The 20,494-nt window shown below is 45.3% G+C and carries 16 protein-coding genes; 14 read left to right on the forward strand and 2 right to left on the reverse strand.

The window, feature by feature from the left end; genetic code table 11:
* Positions 1–634 precede the first annotated feature (634 nt).
* The 13 genes from ACGF49_RS17595 (at position 635) to nuoN (ending at position 15,645) form a co-directional block, all read left to right on the forward strand.
* Positions 635–1,084: an NADH-quinone oxidoreductase subunit A gene (locus ACGF49_RS17595; protein ID WP_011147306.1), complete on the forward strand. Its 450-nt coding sequence runs from the start codon at positions 635–637 to the stop codon at positions 1,082–1,084.
* Positions 1,085–1,101: 17 nt separating this feature from the next.
* Positions 1,102–1,776 carry an NADH-quinone oxidoreductase subunit B family protein gene (locus ACGF49_RS17600; RefSeq protein WP_228902012.1) on the forward strand — a complete coding sequence of 225 codons (675 nt, stop codon included), beginning with the start codon at positions 1,102–1,104 and terminating at the stop codon, positions 1,774–1,776.
* Positions 1,777–1,894: 118 nt separating this feature from the next.
* The gene (nuoC, locus tag ACGF49_RS17605) at positions 1,895–3,694 is read left to right on the forward strand and encodes an NADH-quinone oxidoreductase subunit C/D (RefSeq protein ID WP_113042491.1); all 1,800 of its coding nucleotides are present in this window, start codon (positions 1,895–1,897) and stop codon (positions 3,692–3,694) included.
* Between the two features lie 2 nt (positions 3,695–3,696).
* Positions 3,697–4,245: an NADH-quinone oxidoreductase subunit NuoE gene (gene nuoE / locus ACGF49_RS17610; RefSeq protein WP_112877600.1), complete on the forward strand. Its 549-nt coding sequence runs from the start codon at positions 3,697–3,699 to the stop codon at positions 4,243–4,245.
* The gene (gene nuoF, locus ACGF49_RS17615; RefSeq protein WP_112877598.1) at positions 4,242–5,606 is read left to right on the forward strand and encodes an NADH-quinone oxidoreductase subunit NuoF; all 1,365 of its coding nucleotides are present in this window, start codon (positions 4,242–4,244) and stop codon (positions 5,604–5,606) included. Before nuoE ends, nuoF begins: the two co-directional genes overlap by 4 nt.
* Before the next feature lie 75 nt (positions 5,607–5,681).
* Positions 5,682–8,408: an NADH-quinone oxidoreductase subunit NuoG gene (nuoG, locus tag ACGF49_RS17620; protein ID WP_113042582.1), complete on the forward strand. Its 2,727-nt coding sequence runs from the start codon at positions 5,682–5,684 to the stop codon at positions 8,406–8,408.
* Complete coding sequence (gene nuoH / locus ACGF49_RS17625) at positions 8,405–9,382, forward strand: NADH-quinone oxidoreductase subunit NuoH (protein WP_011147300.1); 978 nt, start codon at positions 8,405–8,407, stop codon at positions 9,380–9,382. The genes nuoG and nuoH overlap by 4 nt, the downstream gene beginning before the upstream one ends.
* Before the next feature lie 14 nt (positions 9,383–9,396).
* Positions 9,397–9,939: an NADH-quinone oxidoreductase subunit NuoI gene (gene nuoI / locus ACGF49_RS17630; RefSeq protein ID WP_011147299.1), complete on the forward strand. Its 543-nt coding sequence runs from the start codon at positions 9,397–9,399 to the stop codon at positions 9,937–9,939.
* Positions 9,940–9,951: 12 nt separating this feature from the next.
* Positions 9,952–10,497 (forward strand): NADH-quinone oxidoreductase subunit J, encoded by a 546-nt coding sequence (gene nuoJ, locus ACGF49_RS17635; RefSeq protein ID WP_011147298.1) that lies wholly within the window; start codon positions 9,952–9,954, stop codon positions 10,495–10,497.
* On the forward strand, positions 10,494–10,796 hold the full coding sequence (gene nuoK, locus ACGF49_RS17640) for an NADH-quinone oxidoreductase subunit NuoK (protein WP_011147297.1): 303 nt from the start codon (positions 10,494–10,496) through the stop codon (positions 10,794–10,796). Before nuoJ ends, nuoK begins: the two co-directional genes overlap by 4 nt.
* On the forward strand, positions 10,793–12,640 hold the full coding sequence (gene nuoL / locus ACGF49_RS17645; protein WP_113042495.1) for an NADH-quinone oxidoreductase subunit L: 1,848 nt from the start codon (positions 10,793–10,795) through the stop codon (positions 12,638–12,640). The genes nuoK and nuoL overlap by 4 nt, the downstream gene beginning before the upstream one ends.
* A 20-nt stretch (positions 12,641–12,660) precedes the next feature.
* Entirely contained in the window at positions 12,661–14,181 is a 1,521-nt protein-coding gene (nuoM, locus tag ACGF49_RS17650) for an NADH-quinone oxidoreductase subunit M (RefSeq protein ID WP_113042497.1), read from the forward strand.
* 6 nt (positions 14,182–14,187) lie between these two features.
* Positions 14,188–15,645: an NADH-quinone oxidoreductase subunit NuoN gene (gene nuoN, locus ACGF49_RS17655; protein WP_228902004.1), complete on the forward strand. Its 1,458-nt coding sequence runs from the start codon at positions 14,188–14,190 to the stop codon at positions 15,643–15,645.
* Positions 15,646–15,721: 76 nt separating this feature from the next.
* Here nuoN and ACGF49_RS17660 read toward each other — a convergent pair whose 3' ends face one another.
* Positions 15,722–16,783, reverse strand: a complete 1,062-nt coding sequence (locus tag ACGF49_RS17660; RefSeq protein ID WP_113042501.1) for an alpha-xenorhabdolysin family binary toxin subunit B — start codon at positions 16,781–16,783, stop codon at positions 15,722–15,724.
* Positions 16,784–16,828: 45 nt separating this feature from the next.
* Complete coding sequence (locus ACGF49_RS17665; protein WP_113042503.1) at positions 16,829–18,055, reverse strand: alpha-xenorhabdolysin family binary toxin subunit A; 1,227 nt, start codon at positions 18,053–18,055, stop codon at positions 16,829–16,831.
* Positions 18,056–19,071: 1,016 nt separating this feature from the next.
* Here ACGF49_RS17665 and menF point away from each other — a divergent pair.
* Entirely contained in the window at positions 19,072–20,391 is a 1,320-nt protein-coding gene (gene menF / locus ACGF49_RS17670) for an isochorismate synthase MenF (RefSeq protein WP_271859304.1), read from the forward strand.
* Positions 20,392–20,494 lie beyond the last annotated feature (103 nt).

The following is a 20,494-nucleotide window of genomic DNA, read 5'->3' on the forward strand; positions in this document are numbered from 1 at the left end:
TATAAGTAATCATCAACTAAATTCACCTTATTCTGTTGTTATCGTAATCATTAAATATACGGTAGCATTTTTCTTAACACCCCCCTGATTTGGTTAACAAATTGTTATATTGTTAACAAAGTAATAATTTGCTGAATTGATGAAATAAAGATTTCTGTAGTGAACGGGAGCTTTTCTCGTCGCTTATGGATAAAAATATAATTTCTTCAGATTTGAATGAATTATCATCAGTAGTAAAATTTTTTTCTGTCAAATTGTGTACTTGATCAAAGAAATACTCCCTATGTAGCAGTGGAAAGGCAGGTTTTTCCTGAGATAATGATGTGGTAAAAACGAATTATCGGTTAAACTAGTTGCCGCCACTGTTCGCATGCCAGTTGACTGACACGTTTTAGCAGTGCGGCAGCACGATCCGTTAAGACTAAGTTTGTTATTTGTAAATAAATGTTAGATTAATTTTGTCATAACAGACAAAATATTGTTGAGAGGAGTAAAAACCAAGAAGATTCACTCCATCAATCATTGATTAACAGTGTTTCAGATTTGGTTGTTACCCCTTCCCTTGAATCGATGTGGTGCAACACTGCCAGACAAAAGAGCAGACACTTTTGACACCACTTTTGATGAGTAAGCAATGAGTATGTCAACATCCACTGAACTCTTTGCCCATCACTGGGCATTCGCGGTATTTCTTTTAGGTGCTTTCGGTCTGTGTGCTTTGATGCTGTTAGGGGCATTTTTCTTGGGCGGGAGAGCGAAAGCCCGGGCAAAACATGTCCCTTATGAATCTGGTATTGATTCTGTCGGTAGTGCTCGTCTCCGTATGTCGGCCAAGTTCTATCTGGTCGCTATGTTCTTTGTCATCTTCGATGTTGAAGCTCTGTTTTTATATGCATGGTCAGTCTCTATCAAAGAGAGTGGCTGGTTAGGCTTTATCGAAGCAAGCATTTTCATTTTGGTGTTACTCGCAGGCTTGTTTTATCTGGTGCGTATTGGGGCGCTGAATTGGACGCCATCTCGTTCAAGCCGCCAGGTAAGTAAACCAAGTGTTGTGATTAACATTAACAATAGTCATCCGCAGTAATAGCGAGGCATTTAAAGATGGATTATACACTCACCCGCATAGATCTGAACGGTGAGAATGACCGTTATCCCCTGCAAAAACAGGAAATTGTCGCAGACCCACTGGAGCAGCATGTTCACCGTAGTGTTTACATGGGCAAACTGGAGCATGCTCTGCATGATATGGTGAATTGGGGACGTAAAAATTCCCTGTGGCCCTACAACTTTGGTCTTTCCTGTTGTTATGTGGAAATGGCGACATCATTTACTGCTGTTCATGATGTCGCTCGTTTTGGCGCTGAAGTTTTACGTGCATCACCCCGCCAAGCGGATTTTATGGTGGTCGCTGGAACCTGTTTTACCAAAATGGCGCCGGTTATTCAGCGCCTGTATGACCAGATGCTTGAGCCGAAGTGGGTTATCTCTATGGGAGCCTGCGCCAACTCTGGTGGTATGTACGATATTTACTCTGTCGTTCAAGGTGTCGATAAGTTTATCCCTGTTGATGTTTATATTCCTGGCTGTCCTCCCCGTCCTGAAGCTTATATGCAAGCTCTGTTGTTGTTACAAGAGTCAATCGGCAAAGAGCGTCGTCCGTTGTCTTGGGTAGTGGGAGATCAAGGAGTTTACCGTGCCAATATGCAGTCAGAAAGAGAACGTAAGCACGGGGAACGTATCGCAGTGAAAAATCTGCGTACGCCAGACGAAGTTTAAGAATCTGTCTTTAGACAGTAGGCGTGACTCAAAGTAGCCTAATGAATGTAACCAGAGCAATGTGTTGCGATACTAATCCTGATCAAAACGAACACTGATCAAAGCGTTGTGGTGAAAAATGATGATAGATCAGATAGCGCAAGAAAGCGCCCGGCCTGCGTGGCAAACTCATGATCATCTTGATGATCCGGTCATGAGTGAGCTGCGTAACCACTTTGGCCCGGATGCCTTTACTGTTCAGCCAACCCGTACTGGTATACCCGTTGTCTGGGTGAAGCGTGAACAATTACTGGAAGTAATGACTTTCCTGAAGAAGCTGCCTAAACCTTATGTCATGCTATTCGATTTGCATGGCATGGATGAACGCCAGCGTACTTATCGCCAGGGTCTGCCAGAGGCAGATTTTTCTGTGTTTTATCACCTGCTTTCTATTGAGCGTAACCGCGATATCATGTTGAAGGTTGCCCTCAGTGAAAAAGACCTGAATCTCCCGACTGCAACTCCTCTGTTCCCAAATGCCAACTGGTATGAGCGTGAAACATGGGAAATGTTTGGTATTGTCTTTAACGGCCATCCAAATCTGCGCCGCATTATGTTGCCACCGACTTGGGAAGGGCATCCGTTGCGGAAGGATTATCCTGCTCGTGCGACAGAATTTGATCCTTTCGAATTGACCAGACAGAAAGAAGATCTGGAAATGGAAGCACTGACTTTCAAACCAGAAGAGTGGGGAATGAAGCGGGGTACCGAGAATGAGGACTTTATGTTCCTTAACCTTGGTCCTAACCATCCCTCTTCTCATGGGGCATTTCGTATCATTCTGCAACTGGATGGTGAAGAGATTGTTGATTGTGTCCCGGATATTGGTTATCACCATCGTGGCGCGGAGAAGATGGGAGAGCGCCAATCTTGGCACAGTTATATTCCCTATACAGACCGTATTGAATACTTAGGCGGTTGTGTTAACGAAATGCCTTATGTGCTGGCGGTGGAGAAACTGGCGGGAATTGACGTGCCTGACCGGGTAAAAACCATTCGCGTTATGTTGTCGGAATTGTTCCGCATTAACAGCCACCTACTCTACATCTCGACTTTCATTCAGGACGTTGGCGGGATGACACCGGTGTTCTTCGCCTTTACTGACCGTCAGAAAGTGTATGATCTGGTGGAGGCGATTACCGGTTTCCGTATGCACCCAGCGTGGTTCCGTATTGGCGGCGTTGCTCATGATTTACCGCGTGGTTGGGATAGATTATTGCGCGATTTCCTCAACTGGATGCCCAAACGTCTTGATTCCTACGTGAAAGTGGCGCTGAAAAACAGCATCCTGAAAGGCCGTTCTATTGGAGTTGCTGCTTATAATTCCAAACAAGCTCTTGAATGGGGCACCACTGGAGCGGGTTTGCGGGCAACGGGTATCGCATTTGATGTGCGTAAATGGCGCCCATACTCCGGCTATGAAAATTTCGATTTCGACGTGCCGATTGGTAATAACGGCGACTGTTATGACCGCGTGATGTTGAAAGTGGAAGAAGTGCGTCAGAGCTTGCGAATCTTGAAACAGTGTCTGGACAATATGCCTGAAGGTCCATTCAAAGCAGATCATCCACTGACGACGCCACCACCGAAAGAACGTACTTTGCAGCATATTGAGACCATGATTAACCACTTTTTGCAAGTGTCATGGGGACCGGTAATGCCAGCAAATGAATCTTTCCAGATGATTGAGGCCACTAAGGGCATCAACAGCTATTATCTCACCAGCGACGGCAGTACTGTGAGTTACCGTACCCGAGTCCGTACACCGAGTTATCCGCATTTGCAGCAGATCCCATCGGTAATTCGCGGTAGCTTAGTTTCTGACCTGATCGTGTATCTGGGCAGTATTGATTTTGTTATGTCTGATGTGGATCGCTAACTATGCAAAGTGAAATTAACGCGAGTGCTCAACAAGCGCGCCTTGATGTGGTTAACGTAGCAGAGTCTCAGGCAAAAGCAGATTTTGTGCTGAGCACCGAAGAGCACGATGCTATTGAGCATGAAAAACACCACTACGAAGATCCGCGTGCCGCTTCGATAGAAGCATTGAAAATCGTACAGAAGCATCGTGGTTGGGTACCGGATGGTGCCATTTACGCGATTGCTGATGTGCTTGGTATTCCCGCTAGTGATGTGGAAGGTGTGGCAACATTCTACAGCCAGATTTACCGTCAACCTGTGGGCCGCCATATTATTCGTTATTGTGACAGCGTGGTTTGTCATATTACCGGTTATCAAGATGTTCAGGCTGCAATTGAAAAACATCTAAATATCTGTCCGGGACAGACGACGAAAGATGGGCGTTTTACGCTGTTGCCAACCTGTTGTCTGGGTAACTGTGACAAAGGCCCGACGATGATGATCGATGATGATACGCACAGTTCTGTCAGACCTGAAGAGATTGAGAAGTTACTGGAGCAGTATCCATGACAGCATATTCAGGAATAAAAGAAATTATTCGTACTGAGGAAAACCATCCTCTTACTTGGCGATTGCGTGATGACAAACAACCGGTATGGTTGGATGAGTACCGTAGCAAAAATGGTTATCGAGGTGCTGAGAAAGCACTGAAAAGCATGTCCCCAAATGAAGTGGTTTCTCTGGTAAAAGACGCCGGGCTGAAAGGCCGTGGAGGAGCTGGTTTCTCTACTGGTCTGAAATGGAGCCTGATGCCAAAAGATGAAAGCATGAATATCCGTTATCTGCTATGTAACGCAGATGAAATGGAGCCGGGTACCTACAAAGATCGCTTGCTGATGGAACAACTTCCTCATTTACTGGTGGAAGGGATGTTGATCAGTGCATTTGCCTTGAAAGCTTATCGTGGCTATATCTTCCTGCGTGGTGAATATGTGGAAGCGGCTGTACATTTGCGTAAAGCCATCGAAGAAGCTAAGGCAGCGGGTTTGTTGGGTAAAGACATTATGGGCAGCGGCTTTGATTTTGAGTTGTTTGTTCATACCGGCGCGGGGCGTTATATCTGTGGTGAAGAGACCGCACTGATTAACTCATTGGAAGGTCGCCGAGCGAATCCTCGATCAAAACCGCCATTTCCAGCCACTTCCGGCGCATGGGGTAAACCTACTTGCGTCAACAACGTTGAAACCTTGTGCAATGTTCCTTCAATTCTCGAATACGGTAAAGAGTGGTATATCGGTTTAAGTGCAGGCAAGAGTAAAGATGCCGGTACCAAACTGATGGGTTTCTCTGGTCGGGTGAAAAATCCGGGCTTGTGGGAACTGCCATTTGGTACGACTGCTCGTGAAATTCTTGAAGATTATGCTGGTGGTATGCGTGACGGTTTGAAATTCAAAGCATGGCAGCCCGGTGGCGCAGGAACTGACTTCCTGACTGCTGAACATCTGGATCTGCCAATGGATTTCGAAAATATTGCTAAAGCGGGCAGCCGTTTGGGCACGGCCTTGGCAATGGCAGTTGACCATGAAATTAATATGGTTTCGTTGACGCGTAATCTCGAAGAATTCTTTGCCCGTGAATCTTGCGGCTGGTGTACTCCATGTCGTGACGGGTTGCCGTGGAGCGTAAAAATCCTGCGTGCAATAGAGCGTGGGGAAGGGCAACCCGGGGATATTGAAACGTTGGAGCAGCTCTGTCGTTTCCTTGGGCCAGGTAATACGTTCTGTGCTCACGCACCAGGGGCCGTGGAACCACTACAGAGTGCCATCAAATATTTCCGTGATGAATTCGAAGCTGGAATTGTGACTAAAGACTATGGGAACACCCATTTCATTGCGGGTATCCAGTCAAACCTGTTAAAGCAGCGTTGGTAATGGGTTCTTCACGAAATTAGCAGAATTTTTGATTAACACTTGCTGAAAAGCAGGTCATTTGGAAGCATGCTGACTATGGCTACGATACATGTAGACGGCAAAAAATATGATGTAGACGGGGCTGATAACCTGTTACAAGCTTGCCTCTCTTTGGGGTTAGATATTCCTTATTTTTGCTGGCATCCAGCGCTTGGAAGCGTTGGCGCTTGCCGCCAGTGTGCGGTGAAGCAATATCAAAATGCGGATGATACGCGCGGTCGTCTGATAATGTCCTGTATGACTCCGGCAACGGATGGCACTTTTATCTCTATTGATGATGAAGAGGCTAAACAGTTCCGTGAGAGTGTGGTTGAGTGGTTGATGACTAACCATCCGCACGATTGCCCGGTATGTGAAGAAGGGGGCAACTGTCACTTACAGGATATGACGGTGATGACCGGTCATACATTCCGTAAATACCGTTTTACTAAGCGTACTCATAACAATCAGGAATTGGGGCCGTTTATTTCTCATGAAATGAACCGCTGTATTGCCTGTTATCGTTGCGTACGTTACTACAAAGATTATGCCGACGGCACTGATTTTGGTGTTTATGGCGCTCACGATAACATTTATTTTGGTCGCCCTGAAAGCGGTACGTTGGAAAGCGAGTTCTCCGGTAACCTGGTAGAAATCTGTCCAACCGGGGTATTTACTGATAAAACCCATTCTGAACGTTATAACCGTAAATGGGATATGCAGTTTGCGCCAAGTATCTGTCAACAGTGTAGCATTGGCTGTAATACCAGCCCGGGGGAGCGTTATGGTGAATTACGCCGTATCGAGAACCGTTATAACGGTACGGTAAACCACTATTTTATGTGTGACCGTGGTCGTTTCGGTTACGGTTATGTCAACCGTAAAGATCGCCCTCGTCAGCCACGGCAATTGCGTGGTGATCATTGGATCTCGCTTAACGCTGAACAGGCCATGCAGGGTGGGGCGGATATTTTGCGTCAGGCCAAAAATGTCATCGGTATCGGTTCTCCACGCGCCAGTCTGGAAAGCAATTTTGCACTACGTGAACTGGTGGGCGCAGAAAACTTCTATAGTGGGATTGCTGCGGCTGAACAACAACGCCTTGATATAATGCTGGAAATTCTGCAACAGGGTGGTGTTTATACACCGTCGCTACGTGAAATTGAAAGCTATGATGCGGTATTGATTTTAGGCGAAGATTTAACGCAAACCGGTGCTCGGATGGCACTGGCGGTTCGTCAGGCTGTGAAAGGTAAAGCCCGCGAAATGGCTGCTGCTCAGAAAGTTGCTGATTGGCAGATTGCCGCTGTGATGAATATTGGTCAGCGTGCCAAATATCCTCTGTTTGTAACCAACGTGGATGATACGCATCTGGATGATATCGCAGCGTGGAATTATCGTGCGCCGGTTGATGATCAGGCTCGTTTTGGTTTTGCAGTCGCTCATGCATTGGATAACACGGCGCCAGCCGTCGAGAATTTGCCTGACGAATTGAGAGCCAAAGTGGATATGGTGGCGCAAGCATTGATTGGCGCTAAGAAACCGTTAATTATCAGCGGCAGTAACGTCGGCAGTGATGCGATTATTCAAGCAGCTGCTAATATTGCCTGGGCACTGAAAGACCGAGGTTCAGATGTCGGTTTGTCGTTTGTTGCAATCTATGCGAATAGTATTGGATTGGCAATGATGGAGGCCCAGCCACTGGATGTTGCTCTGCAACGTATAAGTAGTGGTAAATCTGATACGGCTATTGTGATGGAAAATGATCTCTATCGGCATGCCGCAGCAGATAAGGTAGACGATGCACTGAACAATCTGAAAAACCTGGTTGTGGTTGACCATCAACGCACTGCTATCATGGATAAAGCCCATTTGATTCTGCCAGCTTCCAGCTTTGCAGAAAGTGACGGCACGTTGGTGAATCAGGAGGGTCGGGCCCAGCGTTATTTCCAAGTTTTCGAACCCTCTTTCTATGACAAATCGGTGGTGATGCTGGAGAGTTGGCGTTGGTTGCACTCCTTGCATACAACGTATGCTGAACGTCATTTGGATTGGACGCAGCTTGACCATGTGATTGATGCCTGCGCTGAAGCAATGCCACAGCTTAAAGGCATTGTTGATGCCGCGCCTGATTCGACGTTCCGCATCCGCGGTCAGAGACTGGCTCGTTCACCGCACCGTTACAGTGGTCGTACTGCTATGTTGGCGAATATCAGCGTACATGAGCAACGTCAGCCGCAGGATGTCGATTCGCCATTTGCTTTCTCAATGGAAGGTAACAATAGTCCTAATGCCCATCGTCAGCAGGTGCCATTTGCATGGGCACCGGGCTGGAACTCACCACAGGCTTGGAACAAATTCCAGGCGGAGGTAGGTGGTCATCTGCGCTTTGGCGATCCTGGTGTGCGTCTGATTGAAACCACTGACGGCGGTTTGAACTATTTTGATCAGATTCCGACAGCATTTACTGCACAAAATAACCAATGGACAGTGGCTCCTTACCATCATTTGTTTGGTAGTGAAGAGTTAACTCAACGTTCCGATGTGATTCAGGAACGCATGCCGGAGCCTTATGTGATGCTTAATAGCAAAGATGCGGATCAATTAGGTGTGAAAACGGGTTCTGTTCTGGAGTTTGATTGTTTTGGTCAGCAACTGCGTCTGGCAGTTCGTCTGAGTGAAAATCTTGCTCAAGGGCAGATCGGTTTGCCAATGGGAATGCCGGGTATTCCTCCGGTATTGGCAGGTGTTTCCGTGAATAATCTGCGGGAGGTTGCACAATGAGTTGGTTAACCCCCGAAATTATTGATGTGCTGATCGCTGTTCTGAAGGCAGTGGTGATACTGGTAGTGGTGGTTGTCTGTGGGGCATTGATGAGCTTTGGTGAACGTCGTTTGCTAGGGCTGTTTCAAAACCGTTATGGGCCTAACCGCGTAGGTTGGGGCGGATCGTTACAGATCGTCGCTGACATGATCAAAATGTTCTTCAAAGAGGACTGGGTACCCCGTTTTGCGGACAGAATGATCTTTACCTTGGCACCGGTGATTGGTTTCGTTTCTCTGTTGCTGGCATTTGCCATTGTGCCGATCACGCCGACTTGGATGGCCGCTGATCTGAACATCGGCATTTTGTTCTTCATGATGATGGCGGGTCTGGCTGTCTATGCGGTGCTGTTTGCTGGATGGTCAAGTAACAACAAATACTCGTTACTGGGGGCAATGCGTGCTTCTGCGCAGACACTGAGTTACGAAGTGTTTATTGGTCTCTCTTTTATGGGCGTTGTTGCGCAGGCGGACTCCTTCAATATGGTGGATATCGTCAATGCACAAGAGCATATGTGGAATGTCATTCCTCAGTTCTTTGGTTTCTTGACTTTTGCCATCGCGGGTGTGGCGGTGTGTCACCGTCATCCATTTGACCAGCCGGAAGCAGAACAGGAGCTGGCTGATGGCTATCATATTGAATATTCCGGTATGAAATTCGGTCTGTTCTTCGTTGGTGAATATATCGGTATTGTCACGGTTTCTGCCCTGATTGTGACAATGTTCTTTGGTGGTTGGCATGGTCCGTTCCTGCCGCCGTTTGTCTGGTTTGCGTTGAAAACGGCATTCTTCATGGTGATGTTCATCCTGATACGTGCCTCTTTACCGCGTCCGCGTTATGACCAGGTGATGGCGTTTGGCTGGAAAATCTGTCTACCGCTGACCTTACTTAACCTGCTGGCGACTGCGGCAGTGATTTTGTACAACGCTCAATAAGGGGGGAATGAACCATGACATTGAAAGAGTTAGTGGTTGGTTTTGCCACCCAGGTACGCAGTATTTGGATGATTGGCTTGCATGCCTTTCATAAGCGCGAAACCCAAATGTATCCAGAGGAACCGGTTTATCTGCCACCCCGTTACCGTGGCCGTATTGTGTTGACGCGCGATCCGGACGGTGAAGAGCGTTGTGTTGCCTGTAACCTGTGTGCGGCTGTTTGCCCGGTGGGATGTATCTCACTGCAAAAGGCGGAACATGAAGATGGTCGTTGGTATCCAGAATTTTTCCGCATTAACTTCTCACGTTGTATTTTCTGTGGCTTATGTGAAGAAGCTTGCCCGACTACAGCGATCCAATTAACGCCTGATTTCGAAATGGGGGAATTTAAGCGTCAGGATTTGGTATATGAAAAAGAGGAGCTGACGATTTCAGGTCCGGGTAAATATCCTGATTATAACTTTTACCGTAAGACAGGTGTGGCAATTGACGGCAAATCAAAAGGTGAAGCCGACAATGAAGCGAAACCTATCGACGTTAAAAGCCTGTTGCCGTAAGGAGCGATATTCATGGAATTTACGTTTTATACCGCTGGGCTGATTGCCATATTGGCAACTATCAGGGTAATTACCCATACCAATCCGATACATGCGCTTTTGTATCTGATCGTTTCTCTGCTGGCGCTTTCAGCGGTGTTTTTTTCGCTGGGCGCTTATTTTGCCGGTGCGCTAGAGATCATCGTTTACGCCGGGGCTATTATGGTGCTGTTCGTTTTCGTGGTGATGATGCTTAACCTTGGCAAATCTGTTGTTGAACAGGAGCGTGTTTGGTTGAAACCGCGGACGTGGATTGGTCCGGGAATACTGTCAACAATGCTGCTTGTTGTGCTGGTGTATACCATTATCAATGTTTCTCATGGGGATATTGCCGACAATATCACGGGTGAAGTTGTCAGTGCCAAAGAAGTGGGTATCAGTTTGTTTGGTCCGTATGTATTGGCCGTTGAACTGGCTTCTTTGCTGTTGCTTGCCGGTATGGTGGTGGCGTATCACATTGGCCGTGAACACAAACAGGGTGAAGTGCTCAGCAACCGAAATGCGGAGGAACAACCATGATACCTCTTCAACATGGACTGATTTTGGCGGCAATTCTATTTGTGTTGGGCCTGACCGGGCTCATCATCCGCCGTAATCTGTTGTTTATGTTAATTGGGCTCGAAGTGATGATTAATGCTGCGGCTCTGGCTTTTGTTGTGGTAGGCAGCTATTGGGGCCAGCCAGATGGTCAAGTGATGTTTATTTTGGCTATCAGCTTGGCGGCGGCAGAGGCGAGTATTGGCTTGGCGCTGTTATTGCAGCTCTATCGTCGTCGCCAGAATCTGAATATTGATACAGTCAGTGAGATGCGCGGATGAACTTACTCTATTTAACAATTCTGCTGCCACTGCTGGGATTTTTGCTGTTGGCATTTTCCCGTGGCCGCTGGTCTGAAAATACATCGGCTACCATCGGGATTAGTTCTGTTGGTTTGGCTGCGTTGGTTACCTTATGGGTAGCTATCGATTTCAACAGTCAGAATGGGGCGGGTGATCTGGTTTACAGTCAGAACCTGTGGAACTGGATGGAAGTTGGGAATTTCAGTATTCCGTTCACTCTGGTTCTTGATGGTTTATCGCTTACCATGTTGAGTGTGGTAACGGGTGTTGGTTTCCTGATCCATATGTATGCCTCGTGGTATATGCGTGGTGAAGAGGGCTATTCCCGTTTCTTCGCTTATACCAACCTGTTTATTGCCAGCATGGTGATACTGGTTCTGGCAGATAACATGATGCTGATGTATCTCGGTTGGGAAGGGGTAGGGCTGTGCAGTTATTTGCTGATTGGCTTCTACTATACCAATCCGGCGAATGGTGCCGCAGCAATGAAAGCCTTTGTCGTTACCCGTGTGGGTGACGTCTTCCTGGCTATCGGCATGTTCATTTTGTATGACAATCTGGGAACGTTGAACTTCCGCGAGTTGGCGATTTTAGCTCCACAGCATCTGGAAGCCGGTTCTTCGGTGATTACCTGGGCGACTCTGATGTTATTGGGGGGAGCAGTAGGTAAATCAGCCCAGTTGCCGTTACAAACTTGGTTGGCCGATGCGATGGCCGGTCCAACGCCAGTTTCTGCGTTGATTCATGCTGCAACGATGGTGACCGCCGGGGTTTACTTAGTTGCACGTAGTCACGGCCTATTCTTGATGGCGCCAGAAATCCTGCAACTGGTTGGCACTGTCGGTGCTGTCACGCTGGTGTTGGCAGGTTTTGCCGCGTTAGTACAAACCGATATTAAGCGTGTATTGGCTTACTCAACCATGAGCCAGATTGGTTACATGTTCCTGGCGTTGGGGGTTCAGGCGTGGGATGCGGCAATCTTCCACCTGATGACTCACGCTTTCTTTAAGGCGCTGTTGTTCCTGGCATCGGGTTCCGTCATCTTGGCCTGTCACCACGAACAGAATATTTTCAAAATGGGAGGATTGCGTAAATCCATTCCGTTGGTTTATGCCTGCTTCTTGGTAGGTGGCGCGGCGTTATCAGCGTTGCCAATTGTCACTGCGGGTTTCTACAGTAAAGATGAAATTCTGTGGGGAGCAATGTCACATGGTCATATCAACCTTATGCTAGCTGGTCTGGCGGGTGCATTTATGACCTCTTTGTATACCTTCCGTATGATTTTCATTGTATTCCACGGTGAGGCGAAAACAAAAGCTCATCCTGTTAAAGGTATCACCCATCACCTGCCGTTACTGGTATTGCTGGTGCTTTCCACCTTTGTGGGCGCACTAATTGTGCCACCATTGGCGGGTGTATTGCCGGGAAGCCATGCAACGGATCACACAGGAAAAATGACCTTGGAAGTGGTTTCTGGTGTGATCGCTGTCGCGGGTATTTTGCTGGCAATGGCACTGTATTTGGGTAAACGTCAGTTAGTGAATGGTGTGGCACAAAGTGCTCCGGGGCGTTTCTTCTCCGTATGGTGGTTTAATGCTTGGGGTTTTGATGTTCTCTATGATTGGGTATTTGTTAAGCCGTTCAAGAACATTACACATGTATTGCGAAACGATCCGCTAAATTCATTGATGAATATTCCTGCGGTGTTATCACGCTGGAGTAATAAAGGTCTTAGTCTGAGTGAAAATGGACAGGTCCGTTGGTACGTTGCCTCTATGGGGTTGGGTGCAGTGCTGGTTTTAGCTCTGCTGCTACTGGTTTAATTTAAGGGATACATTGCGCCATGCTATTACCTTGGCTAATTCTTATGCCCTTCATCGGTGGCCTGTTGAGTTGGCAGGCTGAACGCTTCGGTACCCGTGTACCGCGTTGGATCGCGTTAATTTCGATGGGGTTGACTCTGGTGCTCTCTCTGCAACTGTGGTTGCTGGGGGACTATACCTTGGCGAATCCGCAAGGGATCCCTCAATGGCAAGAGGAATTTCTTATGCCATGGATCCCACGTTTTGGTATCAGTATTCACCTTGCTCTGGATGGCTTATCGCTGCTGATGGTGGTGTTGACCGCACTACTGGGGCTGATGGCTATTCTCTGTTCATGGACGGAAAATCAGCCATATCAGGGCTTTTTCCACTTGAACCTGCTGTGGATCTTGGGTGGTGTGATGGGGGTGTTCCTCGCTATCGACATGTTCCTATTCTTCTTCTTCTGGGAAATGATGTTGGTGCCGATGTACTTCTTGATTGCACTGTGGGGGCACCGAGGCTCAGGCGGTAAAACCCGTATCACCGCAGCGACCAAGTTTTTCATTTACACCCAGGCGAGTGGCTTGGTGATGTTAATTGCGATTATGGCGCTGGTACTGGTTCACTATAACGGGACAGGTGAGTGGACATTCAGCTATGGAAAGCTGCTGAATACACCCATGTCACACACCGTTCAATACTTGCTGATGCTCGGTTTCTTCATTGCTTTTGCTGTAAAAATGCCAGTAGTGCCTTTACATGGGTGGTTACCTGATGCGCACAGTCAGGCACCAACAGCGGGTTCTGTTGACCTGGCGGGTATCTTGCTGAAAACCGCAGGTTATGGTCTGTTGCGTTTCGGTTTGCCACTGTTCCCGGAAGCTTCTCATGAGTTTACTCCCATTGCGATGTGGTTCGGTGTGCTTGGGATCTTCTATGGCGCATGGATGGCATTCAGCCAGACAGATATCAAACGCTTGATTGCTTATACCAGTATCTCTCATATGGGGTTTGTGTTAATCGCGATCTATTCTGGCAGCCAGCTTGCTTACCAAGGGGCAATTATTCAGATGATTGCTCATGGTCTGTCAGCCGCAGGTCTGTTTATTCTCTGTGGGCAGCTTTATGAGCGCTTACATACCCGTGATATGAATCTTATGGGTGGTTTGTGGAAACGTGTGCAGTTCCTGCCTGCGTTATCGCTCGCTTTTGCTGTGGCGACACTAGGGATGCCGGGGACCGGTAACTTCGTCGGTGAATTTATGATCCTGTTTGGTAGTTTTAGTGAATTTCCGTTAATTATAACGATTTCTGTGTTTGGTCTGGTCTTCGCCTCTGTCTATGCCCTGTATATGATGCAGCGTGCTTACTACGGTGAATCAAAATCAGATGAACCACTAAGACGAATGGATATGCGAGAAGTATCCATTGTAATGGTGCTGTTGATATTACTGGTGGTGATGGGTTTCTACCCACAACCTATCCTTGATACTTCAGCGGCAGCGATGGATAACATCCAGACCTGGTATTCAGCTTCAATTTCAACTACAAGGCCGTAATTCGCCATGACAATAACTCCTCAACAACTGATCGCGCTGTTACCGCTGTTGATCGTCGGATTGACGGTAGTCGTTGTGATGCTGTCCATTGCGTGGCGACGCGATCACTTTATTAATACCACTCTGACCGTGATAGGTTTGAATCTGGCCCTGCTGTCTCTCTATTTTGTCGGACAGCAAGAAGCGATGGATGTCACTCCACTGGTTCATGTGGATCGCTATGCTATGCTCTATATCGGTCTCGTACTGGTTGCAAGCTTAGCAACGACGACTTTCGCCTATTCCTGGCTAGAAAATTACCCAGATAACAAAGAAGAGTTCTATTTACTGGTGCTGATTGCGACAGTGGGCGGGATTCTTCTGGCGTGTGCAAACCACTTAGCATCATTGTTTATCGGTATTGAGTTATTAACTTTACCGCTGTTTGGTTTGATTGGTTATGCATATCGTCAGAAACGCTCTCTGGAAGCGGCTATCAAGTATATGCTGCTGTCTGCGGCAGCCTCTTCTTTCATGCTGTTTGGTATAGCGTTGTTATATGCGGAATCAGGCGATCTCTCTTTTGCCGCACTGGGGCATCGTTTGTCTGACAGCTATATCTATCAACCTTTGATACTGTCAGGCTTGGGTATGCTGGTTGTTGGCCTTGGCTTCAAATTATCACTGGTACCTTTCCATCTCTGGACACCGGATGTTTATCAGGGAGCGCCTGCTCCGGTCTCCACCTTTCTGGCAACAGCCAGTAAGATAGCGATTTTCGCAGTAGTAGTGCGTTTGTTTGTTGAAGCACCAATGGCGGATAGTGAAGCACTGCGTACGGTATTAACCGTTATTGCAATTGCTTCTATGCTGTTCGGTAACTTGATGGCGCTGACCCAGACAAATATCAAACGGCTGCTTGGTTACTCTTCTATTGCTCACCTGGGTTATCTGCTGGTGGCACTGGTGGCGATACAGAACCACCAGCTTTCAGAAGAAACGGTCGGTATCTATCTGGCAGGTTATCTGTTTAGCAGTATTGGTGCATTTGGCGTTGTTAGCCTCATGTCCAGCCCATATAAAGGGCCGGATGCAGATTCCCTCTACTCATACCGTGGCCTGTTTTGGCATAAACCTATTCTGTCTGCGGTGATGACGGTGATGATGTTGTCACTGGCGGGGATCCCAATGACGTTCGGTTTTATTGGTAAGTTCTACGTCATTGTGTTGGGTGTGAAAGCGGAACTGTGGTGGCTGACGGGTGCCGTGGTGGTGGGTAGTGCTATCGGCCTGTATTACTATCTACGGGTCATGGTCAGTTTGTACCTGCCTGCGCCGAAAGCGCTTAATCGTGACACACCAAGGAACTGGGCATCGACTGCCGGCGGGATGGTTGTTCTGATTTCCGCATTATTGGTATTAGCGCTAGGTATCTGGCCTCAACCGTTGATTGATGTGATACAGCAGGCGAAAATTATTCTCTAAATAGCCAGTTGGTTGTTACCCATTATTTGGAATATAAAAACCCGGTAAGATTATCCTTACCGGGTTATTGCAAGTTTTATTTCAGCAGAATCCCGCTGTATTGCGATTCCAGATTATCAAGGTAGGCTAGCTGATCGTGTATGAGCTTAGCCAGGTTTTGCTGACGGGTTTGATCATCTATGGTCTCCTGTAATTGATTGGCAAAGATGCTCCATACTTGCTCCAGTTTAGTTGCCTGGAGTAATAGGGTAGTGCGTTCTTTGTCGATTTGATGCACATCAGCTATACCGGCAATCCGTTGTTCTACGCCTTTTAACTGGATATTTAAGTCGTCGCCATCTTTGGTTAATTGAGCGATTTGTTGATCCAATTTGATCCTGGCATCAGCTAGCTCAACATATTTTAGTCCTGTGGAGATATTGCTCAGAATCTTTTTGGTGATTTCAATTCCTTGTTTGATTGCTTGTTTGATAAGTTCTTTTTTAGGGCTAGCCAGATTCAGTTTGTCCAGTTCACTGAGGTTGGGAATATAGTCCTTAAACATATCGGCCAGATTATATTGACGGATAATGTTTTGACTTTCGATGAGCTTATCGCGATCTGGGATTAATTTGGCCTTATCTTGCTCTTTCTGCGTGATATCAGCTTGCAGTTCTTCTTTTCTTTCCTGCTCTTCTTTCAGGCGCTCTTCCAGACGTTCTAAAATAACGACATTCCGAACATCAGCAATTTTGCTGGTCATTATGTTAGCTTCTGCGTGTAAGTTGGAAATGACGTTTTTAACATCTTTGTTCAAATTGCGTACTTGTTCTGAACGTGCATCTAACAAGGTATTACGAGTCTCGTCATCCAATTCTGAATTTTCCAGAGCAGTATCAATTTCGATGATGGTCTGGAAATAGTCTTGAGGCGGGAGTTGTCTCAGGACAGTTTGTAGTTGAGGTACAGAGGCGCGAGCGGCTTCGTCGATATCACGACTGTATAAGCTTATGCGCAGAGTTTTGTCCTGGATGATTTCAATGCCTGATTTTTGTTGGTGCGTTAAACGCCAGATATTTTTCACCGCCTGACTCAAAGTTTTTACACTAATTTCTGGATAAGTGATAGTTTTCTGAGGGAAAGTAATGACTTCAGTCATTTTAAGACTCCTTTTTTCTATAATCCTATGTAATACGGGGAACGATTAGTTATAGCGATGTTTGTATTCTTTCAATGCTTCATCGAAAACCTTGACTAATTGTTTAGCGGAACCTTCCACCTCTTTCCAAGGGTTTATGACTTGCTGGAATTTAGTTATAAAAGAGGTCAGGTTCAGTGCATCATTAATTTGGGTGAATTTATCTTTAGAAGCATTTATCTGGGTCAGCATGGATTGCCACATGTAATCTAAATGGTTCAGAGCCACTTCTGCATCCAATAAGCGGGTATCAATGTCGCTAAAATCAAGGGATAAACTAGTAATAGATTTTTGTAATGCGCGTTTACCTTTGATGCTCTCTTCCAGGCTGCGTACTTCTTCGATCAGCATGTTTTTACGTTTTCGTACTTCTTCTGCCTTGGAACCAAAAATGCCGCCAGTAATAGCGAGGCCGATCAGTCCCGCTGCGATACCGGAGAAAGCCAAGCCTACGAATTTATCGTAGTCTTTCTTGAGTTGGACAATTTCCTCTTTTTTCTCAATGATCTTATCGTCCAGATCTTCGATGCTGACTGACATCTTATAGTCTTTCATCAGCTTTCGCTTATTTTCGACTTGTGGTTGTAAACCTAGAGCAATGCTGCCGTTTGACAATCTGCCGCCAATCAGTTTTAGCTTGAAATCGGATACTTCGGTTTTGACTTTTTCTGTTTTCTCACGCTGTTTTTTAATATCATTTTTTATGGTGTCAAGGATTTCCTCTAGAGCAGATGATACTTCTCTGTCTTCATGGGTGTAGGTGATCTGGGCGAGTTGTCTCTCCGATATTTCTCCTAGTCTCATTTTTATGCGTGTGATAATTGGCATTTCATTAATGATGCTAATGATGTTTTCACCCGTTTCGGTGATTTGTTGGCCAATAATTTCTAGGTCTATGCTCTGTTGCAGAATATCGTTTTCCACATCGCTCCAGCTAAACGAGTGAGTGCGGATTTCTTCAAACAAAGTGTGAATATCTTCTGGTTCTAATCCGGCGATATTGATCTTTTGGTAACCCAAGTAGCTTTTTACTTCCTCAAGATTAAAAGGGAGTGATAGACCTTTTTTAACATACAGTTTGATATTAATCAGGTCTTCTTTGGTAAATATTCCTCCGGGGCGTGCAACACCTTCTTGTTTACCAGTCAGTAATTGCAAGGTAGCCGAGGGAATATCTGTTTCGTTCAGTGTTTTTTCCGCTGGAAGTTGAGCTAATAACATATATTTCTCCATTAATGGTTCTTGCTTTATTAAAAAATCATTAAATACATCAAGGCATAACCGAACGTTATAATACTCATGTTGTTAAATTAACGTTGTGTTTTTTATTGAATAATCTGAATTAAAAATACATATATTTGCATGATTAATTGTTGTAAAAACAGTTTAATTCATGAGTTTTATTAAATAATTGTCTGCATTTTTATCAGTCTTAAATGAAATTATTTATGGTTTTTGTATATCTAATATATGAAATTAAATAGTATGAATTTTTATTATTTTAATAATTAAATGTAAAATAAATCCTTTGTCTTTATTGTTAATATAGTTTGAAATTTCATTTTTTAATTGACATTAAGATGATAAATATAAAATATTTTAATGTTATTTTTATAAAATACATTTTAAAACAATCGGTTATGTTGGTTGCATGATGTGGAGATTATATGATTTCTATATTATTGATTTAAAAGATAGGTAATGTGATTTTTTTATCAAGAATAAGTTGGATGTTTTTTGCTTTGTTATTTATGGTATATTAAAAAACAGATGGAATAGCATTCTATTCTCCTTATGTCATTGAATAAATTTTTTGTTATTTTTAGATCTATATTTTAATTAAAGTCTTAATTGTTTATATGATGGTTTAAATTAACAGATAAGAAGGATTTTTTTATAATTATATTTAGTTATTATGGAAGTGATATCTGTTTTTTATAGGGCGATTTTTTTAGAATAATAAATATTTGTTCCGTTGTTTATAATAACGGTATTTATTTAGTAAATTTTCCGTAGTAAATAAAAGAGTCGTTTTTGTATAAATTGCATCGTGAAAATTGATTATGCTAATGAACTTAATATTTGTTATCGGAATGGCTGAGTCTCTGATTTAGCCTGTTTCAGTATTGGGATAAGAGCATATCACTAACGGAATCGAACAAGCATAAAGACATAAATAATCAGGGCTTTAATTATTATTAATGCCCCGTATAATCCTACTTTTTATCATGTCTTTTGGGGCAGAAGTGGTGAATCAAATTGCTAATGTTGTCGCTGATGTATGTAAAACACTGAATAATGAACAAGTTAGCGAAGTTGGTATCCAACAGATTTCATTTCCTCTGCCAGCAGATTGCAGCACTTACTGGTTGGAATGGCTGGCAGCGCAGTCTCATTATCCGCAGTTCTATTGGCATCACAGAGAGGGCCATGAAGAAGTCGCTGCTTGTGGGCAAATCCATCTTTTCAGTGATATCGCTTTAGCCGAAAACTTTTTGCAGAGAAACCGTCAGTTTCCACAGATGCGGATCTGGGGGCTGAATGCTTGGGATCGGATTCAACCAGCTCGTATTACGCAATCAGAAGCAGGGGAAACGAGTTATCTGTTTTTGCCCCGTATCGAATTACGCCGCTGCCGTGATGAAAGCTGGTTGTATCTGAATATAGCTGGTCCGCAGGATGTAAGGAATGCACAGGAATTTCTGCAACAATTAGTTCCGCACCAGGAATTCTCTGCGTTACAGGCGGTGGTAGTGAATGCGGAGAATATGCCGGAACGCGCCCGGTGGAGTGATTTGATTGAGCAGGCTTTGGACTCTATTACCCATCGTAAGATGGAGAAGGTAGTGATGGCGCGTAAGACGCAACTAGAACTGAGTGAATCTTTAGCGGCTGCACAGTTTATGGCCGCGAGTCGCCAGATAAATCACTGTTGTTATCATTTTATGCTAGCTTTTAATCAGCATGAGGCATTTTTGGCGTCTTCACCAGAACGGCTTTACCACCGTAAGCAGACTCAGCTTTATACAGAGGCGCTGGCGGGGACGGTTGCTAATTCTGATGATGCTCAGCAAGCCGAAAAATTGGGGCAATGGTTGCTAGGTGATAAAAAAAATCAGCATGAAAACTTGCTAGTTGTTGATGATATTTGCCAGCGTCTTCAAGGCGCAGTGGTTTCTGTCGATGTTGCTCCGCCAGATGTGATTCGTTTGCGAAAGGTTCAGCATTTGCGCCGCCGAATTCAGGGAAAACTAAAGAGTGCCAGTGATAGTGACTGCTTGCATCGTTTACAACCAACGGCCGCTGTTGCTGGATTACCTCGTGAAGCGGCGCGTGATTTTATTCGTGATAGCGAGTTATTCAGTCGTGATTGGTACGCCGGGTCCGCAGGATATCTTTCCTGTGAGCAGAGTGAGTTTGCGGTTTCACTACGTTGCGCACAAATTAACAACAATTTACTTTCACTGTATGCCGGTGCGGGGATTGTGATGGGGTCTGATCCACAACAAGAGTGGATAGAGATAGAGAATAAAGCTGCCGGGTTGCGCACTTTACTGAAAGGTGAATGAAAACAATCTCCGATTAAATGGCAATTCATTGAACTAGGATAAAGAAATAATTATCGGTGCCGTTAGGCTAATAGCCAGCATTTATAGAAATTCTTTGAGTAAA

The organism is Photorhabdus sp. RM96S (assembly GCF_042879335.1).
Taxonomy (GTDB): Bacteria; Pseudomonadota; Gammaproteobacteria; order Enterobacterales; family Enterobacteriaceae; genus Photorhabdus; species Photorhabdus kayaii.

Excerpts from the sequence above, each read along its gene's own strand:
- ACGF49_RS17595 (WP_011147306.1), top strand. The coding sequence starts at position 635 with ATGAGTATGTCAACATCCACTGAACTCTTTGCCCATCACTGGGCATTC.
- ACGF49_RS17600 (WP_228902012.1), top strand. The coding sequence starts at position 1,102 with ATGGATTATACACTCACCCGCATAGATCTGAACGGTGAGAATGACCGT.
- nuoC (WP_113042491.1), top strand. The coding sequence starts at position 1,895 with ATGATGATAGATCAGATAGCGCAAGAAAGCGCCCGGCCTGCGTGGCAA.
- nuoE (WP_112877600.1), top strand. The coding sequence starts at position 3,697 with ATGCAAAGTGAAATTAACGCGAGTGCTCAACAAGCGCGCCTTGATGTG.
- nuoF (WP_112877598.1), top strand. The coding sequence starts at position 4,242 with ATGACAGCATATTCAGGAATAAAAGAAATTATTCGTACTGAGGAAAAC.
- nuoG (WP_113042582.1), top strand. The coding sequence starts at position 5,682 with ATGGCTACGATACATGTAGACGGCAAAAAATATGATGTAGACGGGGCT.
- nuoH (WP_011147300.1), top strand. The coding sequence starts at position 8,405 with ATGAGTTGGTTAACCCCCGAAATTATTGATGTGCTGATCGCTGTTCTG.
- nuoI (WP_011147299.1), top strand. The coding sequence starts at position 9,397 with ATGACATTGAAAGAGTTAGTGGTTGGTTTTGCCACCCAGGTACGCAGT.
- nuoJ (WP_011147298.1), top strand. The coding sequence starts at position 9,952 with ATGGAATTTACGTTTTATACCGCTGGGCTGATTGCCATATTGGCAACT.
- nuoK (WP_011147297.1), top strand. The coding sequence starts at position 10,494 with ATGATACCTCTTCAACATGGACTGATTTTGGCGGCAATTCTATTTGTG.
- nuoL (WP_113042495.1), top strand. The coding sequence starts at position 10,793 with ATGAACTTACTCTATTTAACAATTCTGCTGCCACTGCTGGGATTTTTG.
- nuoM (WP_113042497.1), top strand. The coding sequence starts at position 12,661 with ATGCTATTACCTTGGCTAATTCTTATGCCCTTCATCGGTGGCCTGTTG.
- nuoN (WP_228902004.1), top strand. The coding sequence starts at position 14,188 with ATGACAATAACTCCTCAACAACTGATCGCGCTGTTACCGCTGTTGATC.
- ACGF49_RS17660 (WP_113042501.1), bottom strand. The coding sequence starts at position 16,783 with ATGACTGAAGTCATTACTTTCCCTCAGAAAACTATCACTTATCCAGAA.
- ACGF49_RS17665 (WP_113042503.1), bottom strand. The coding sequence starts at position 18,055 with ATGGAGAAATATATGTTATTAGCTCAACTTCCAGCGGAAAAAACACTG.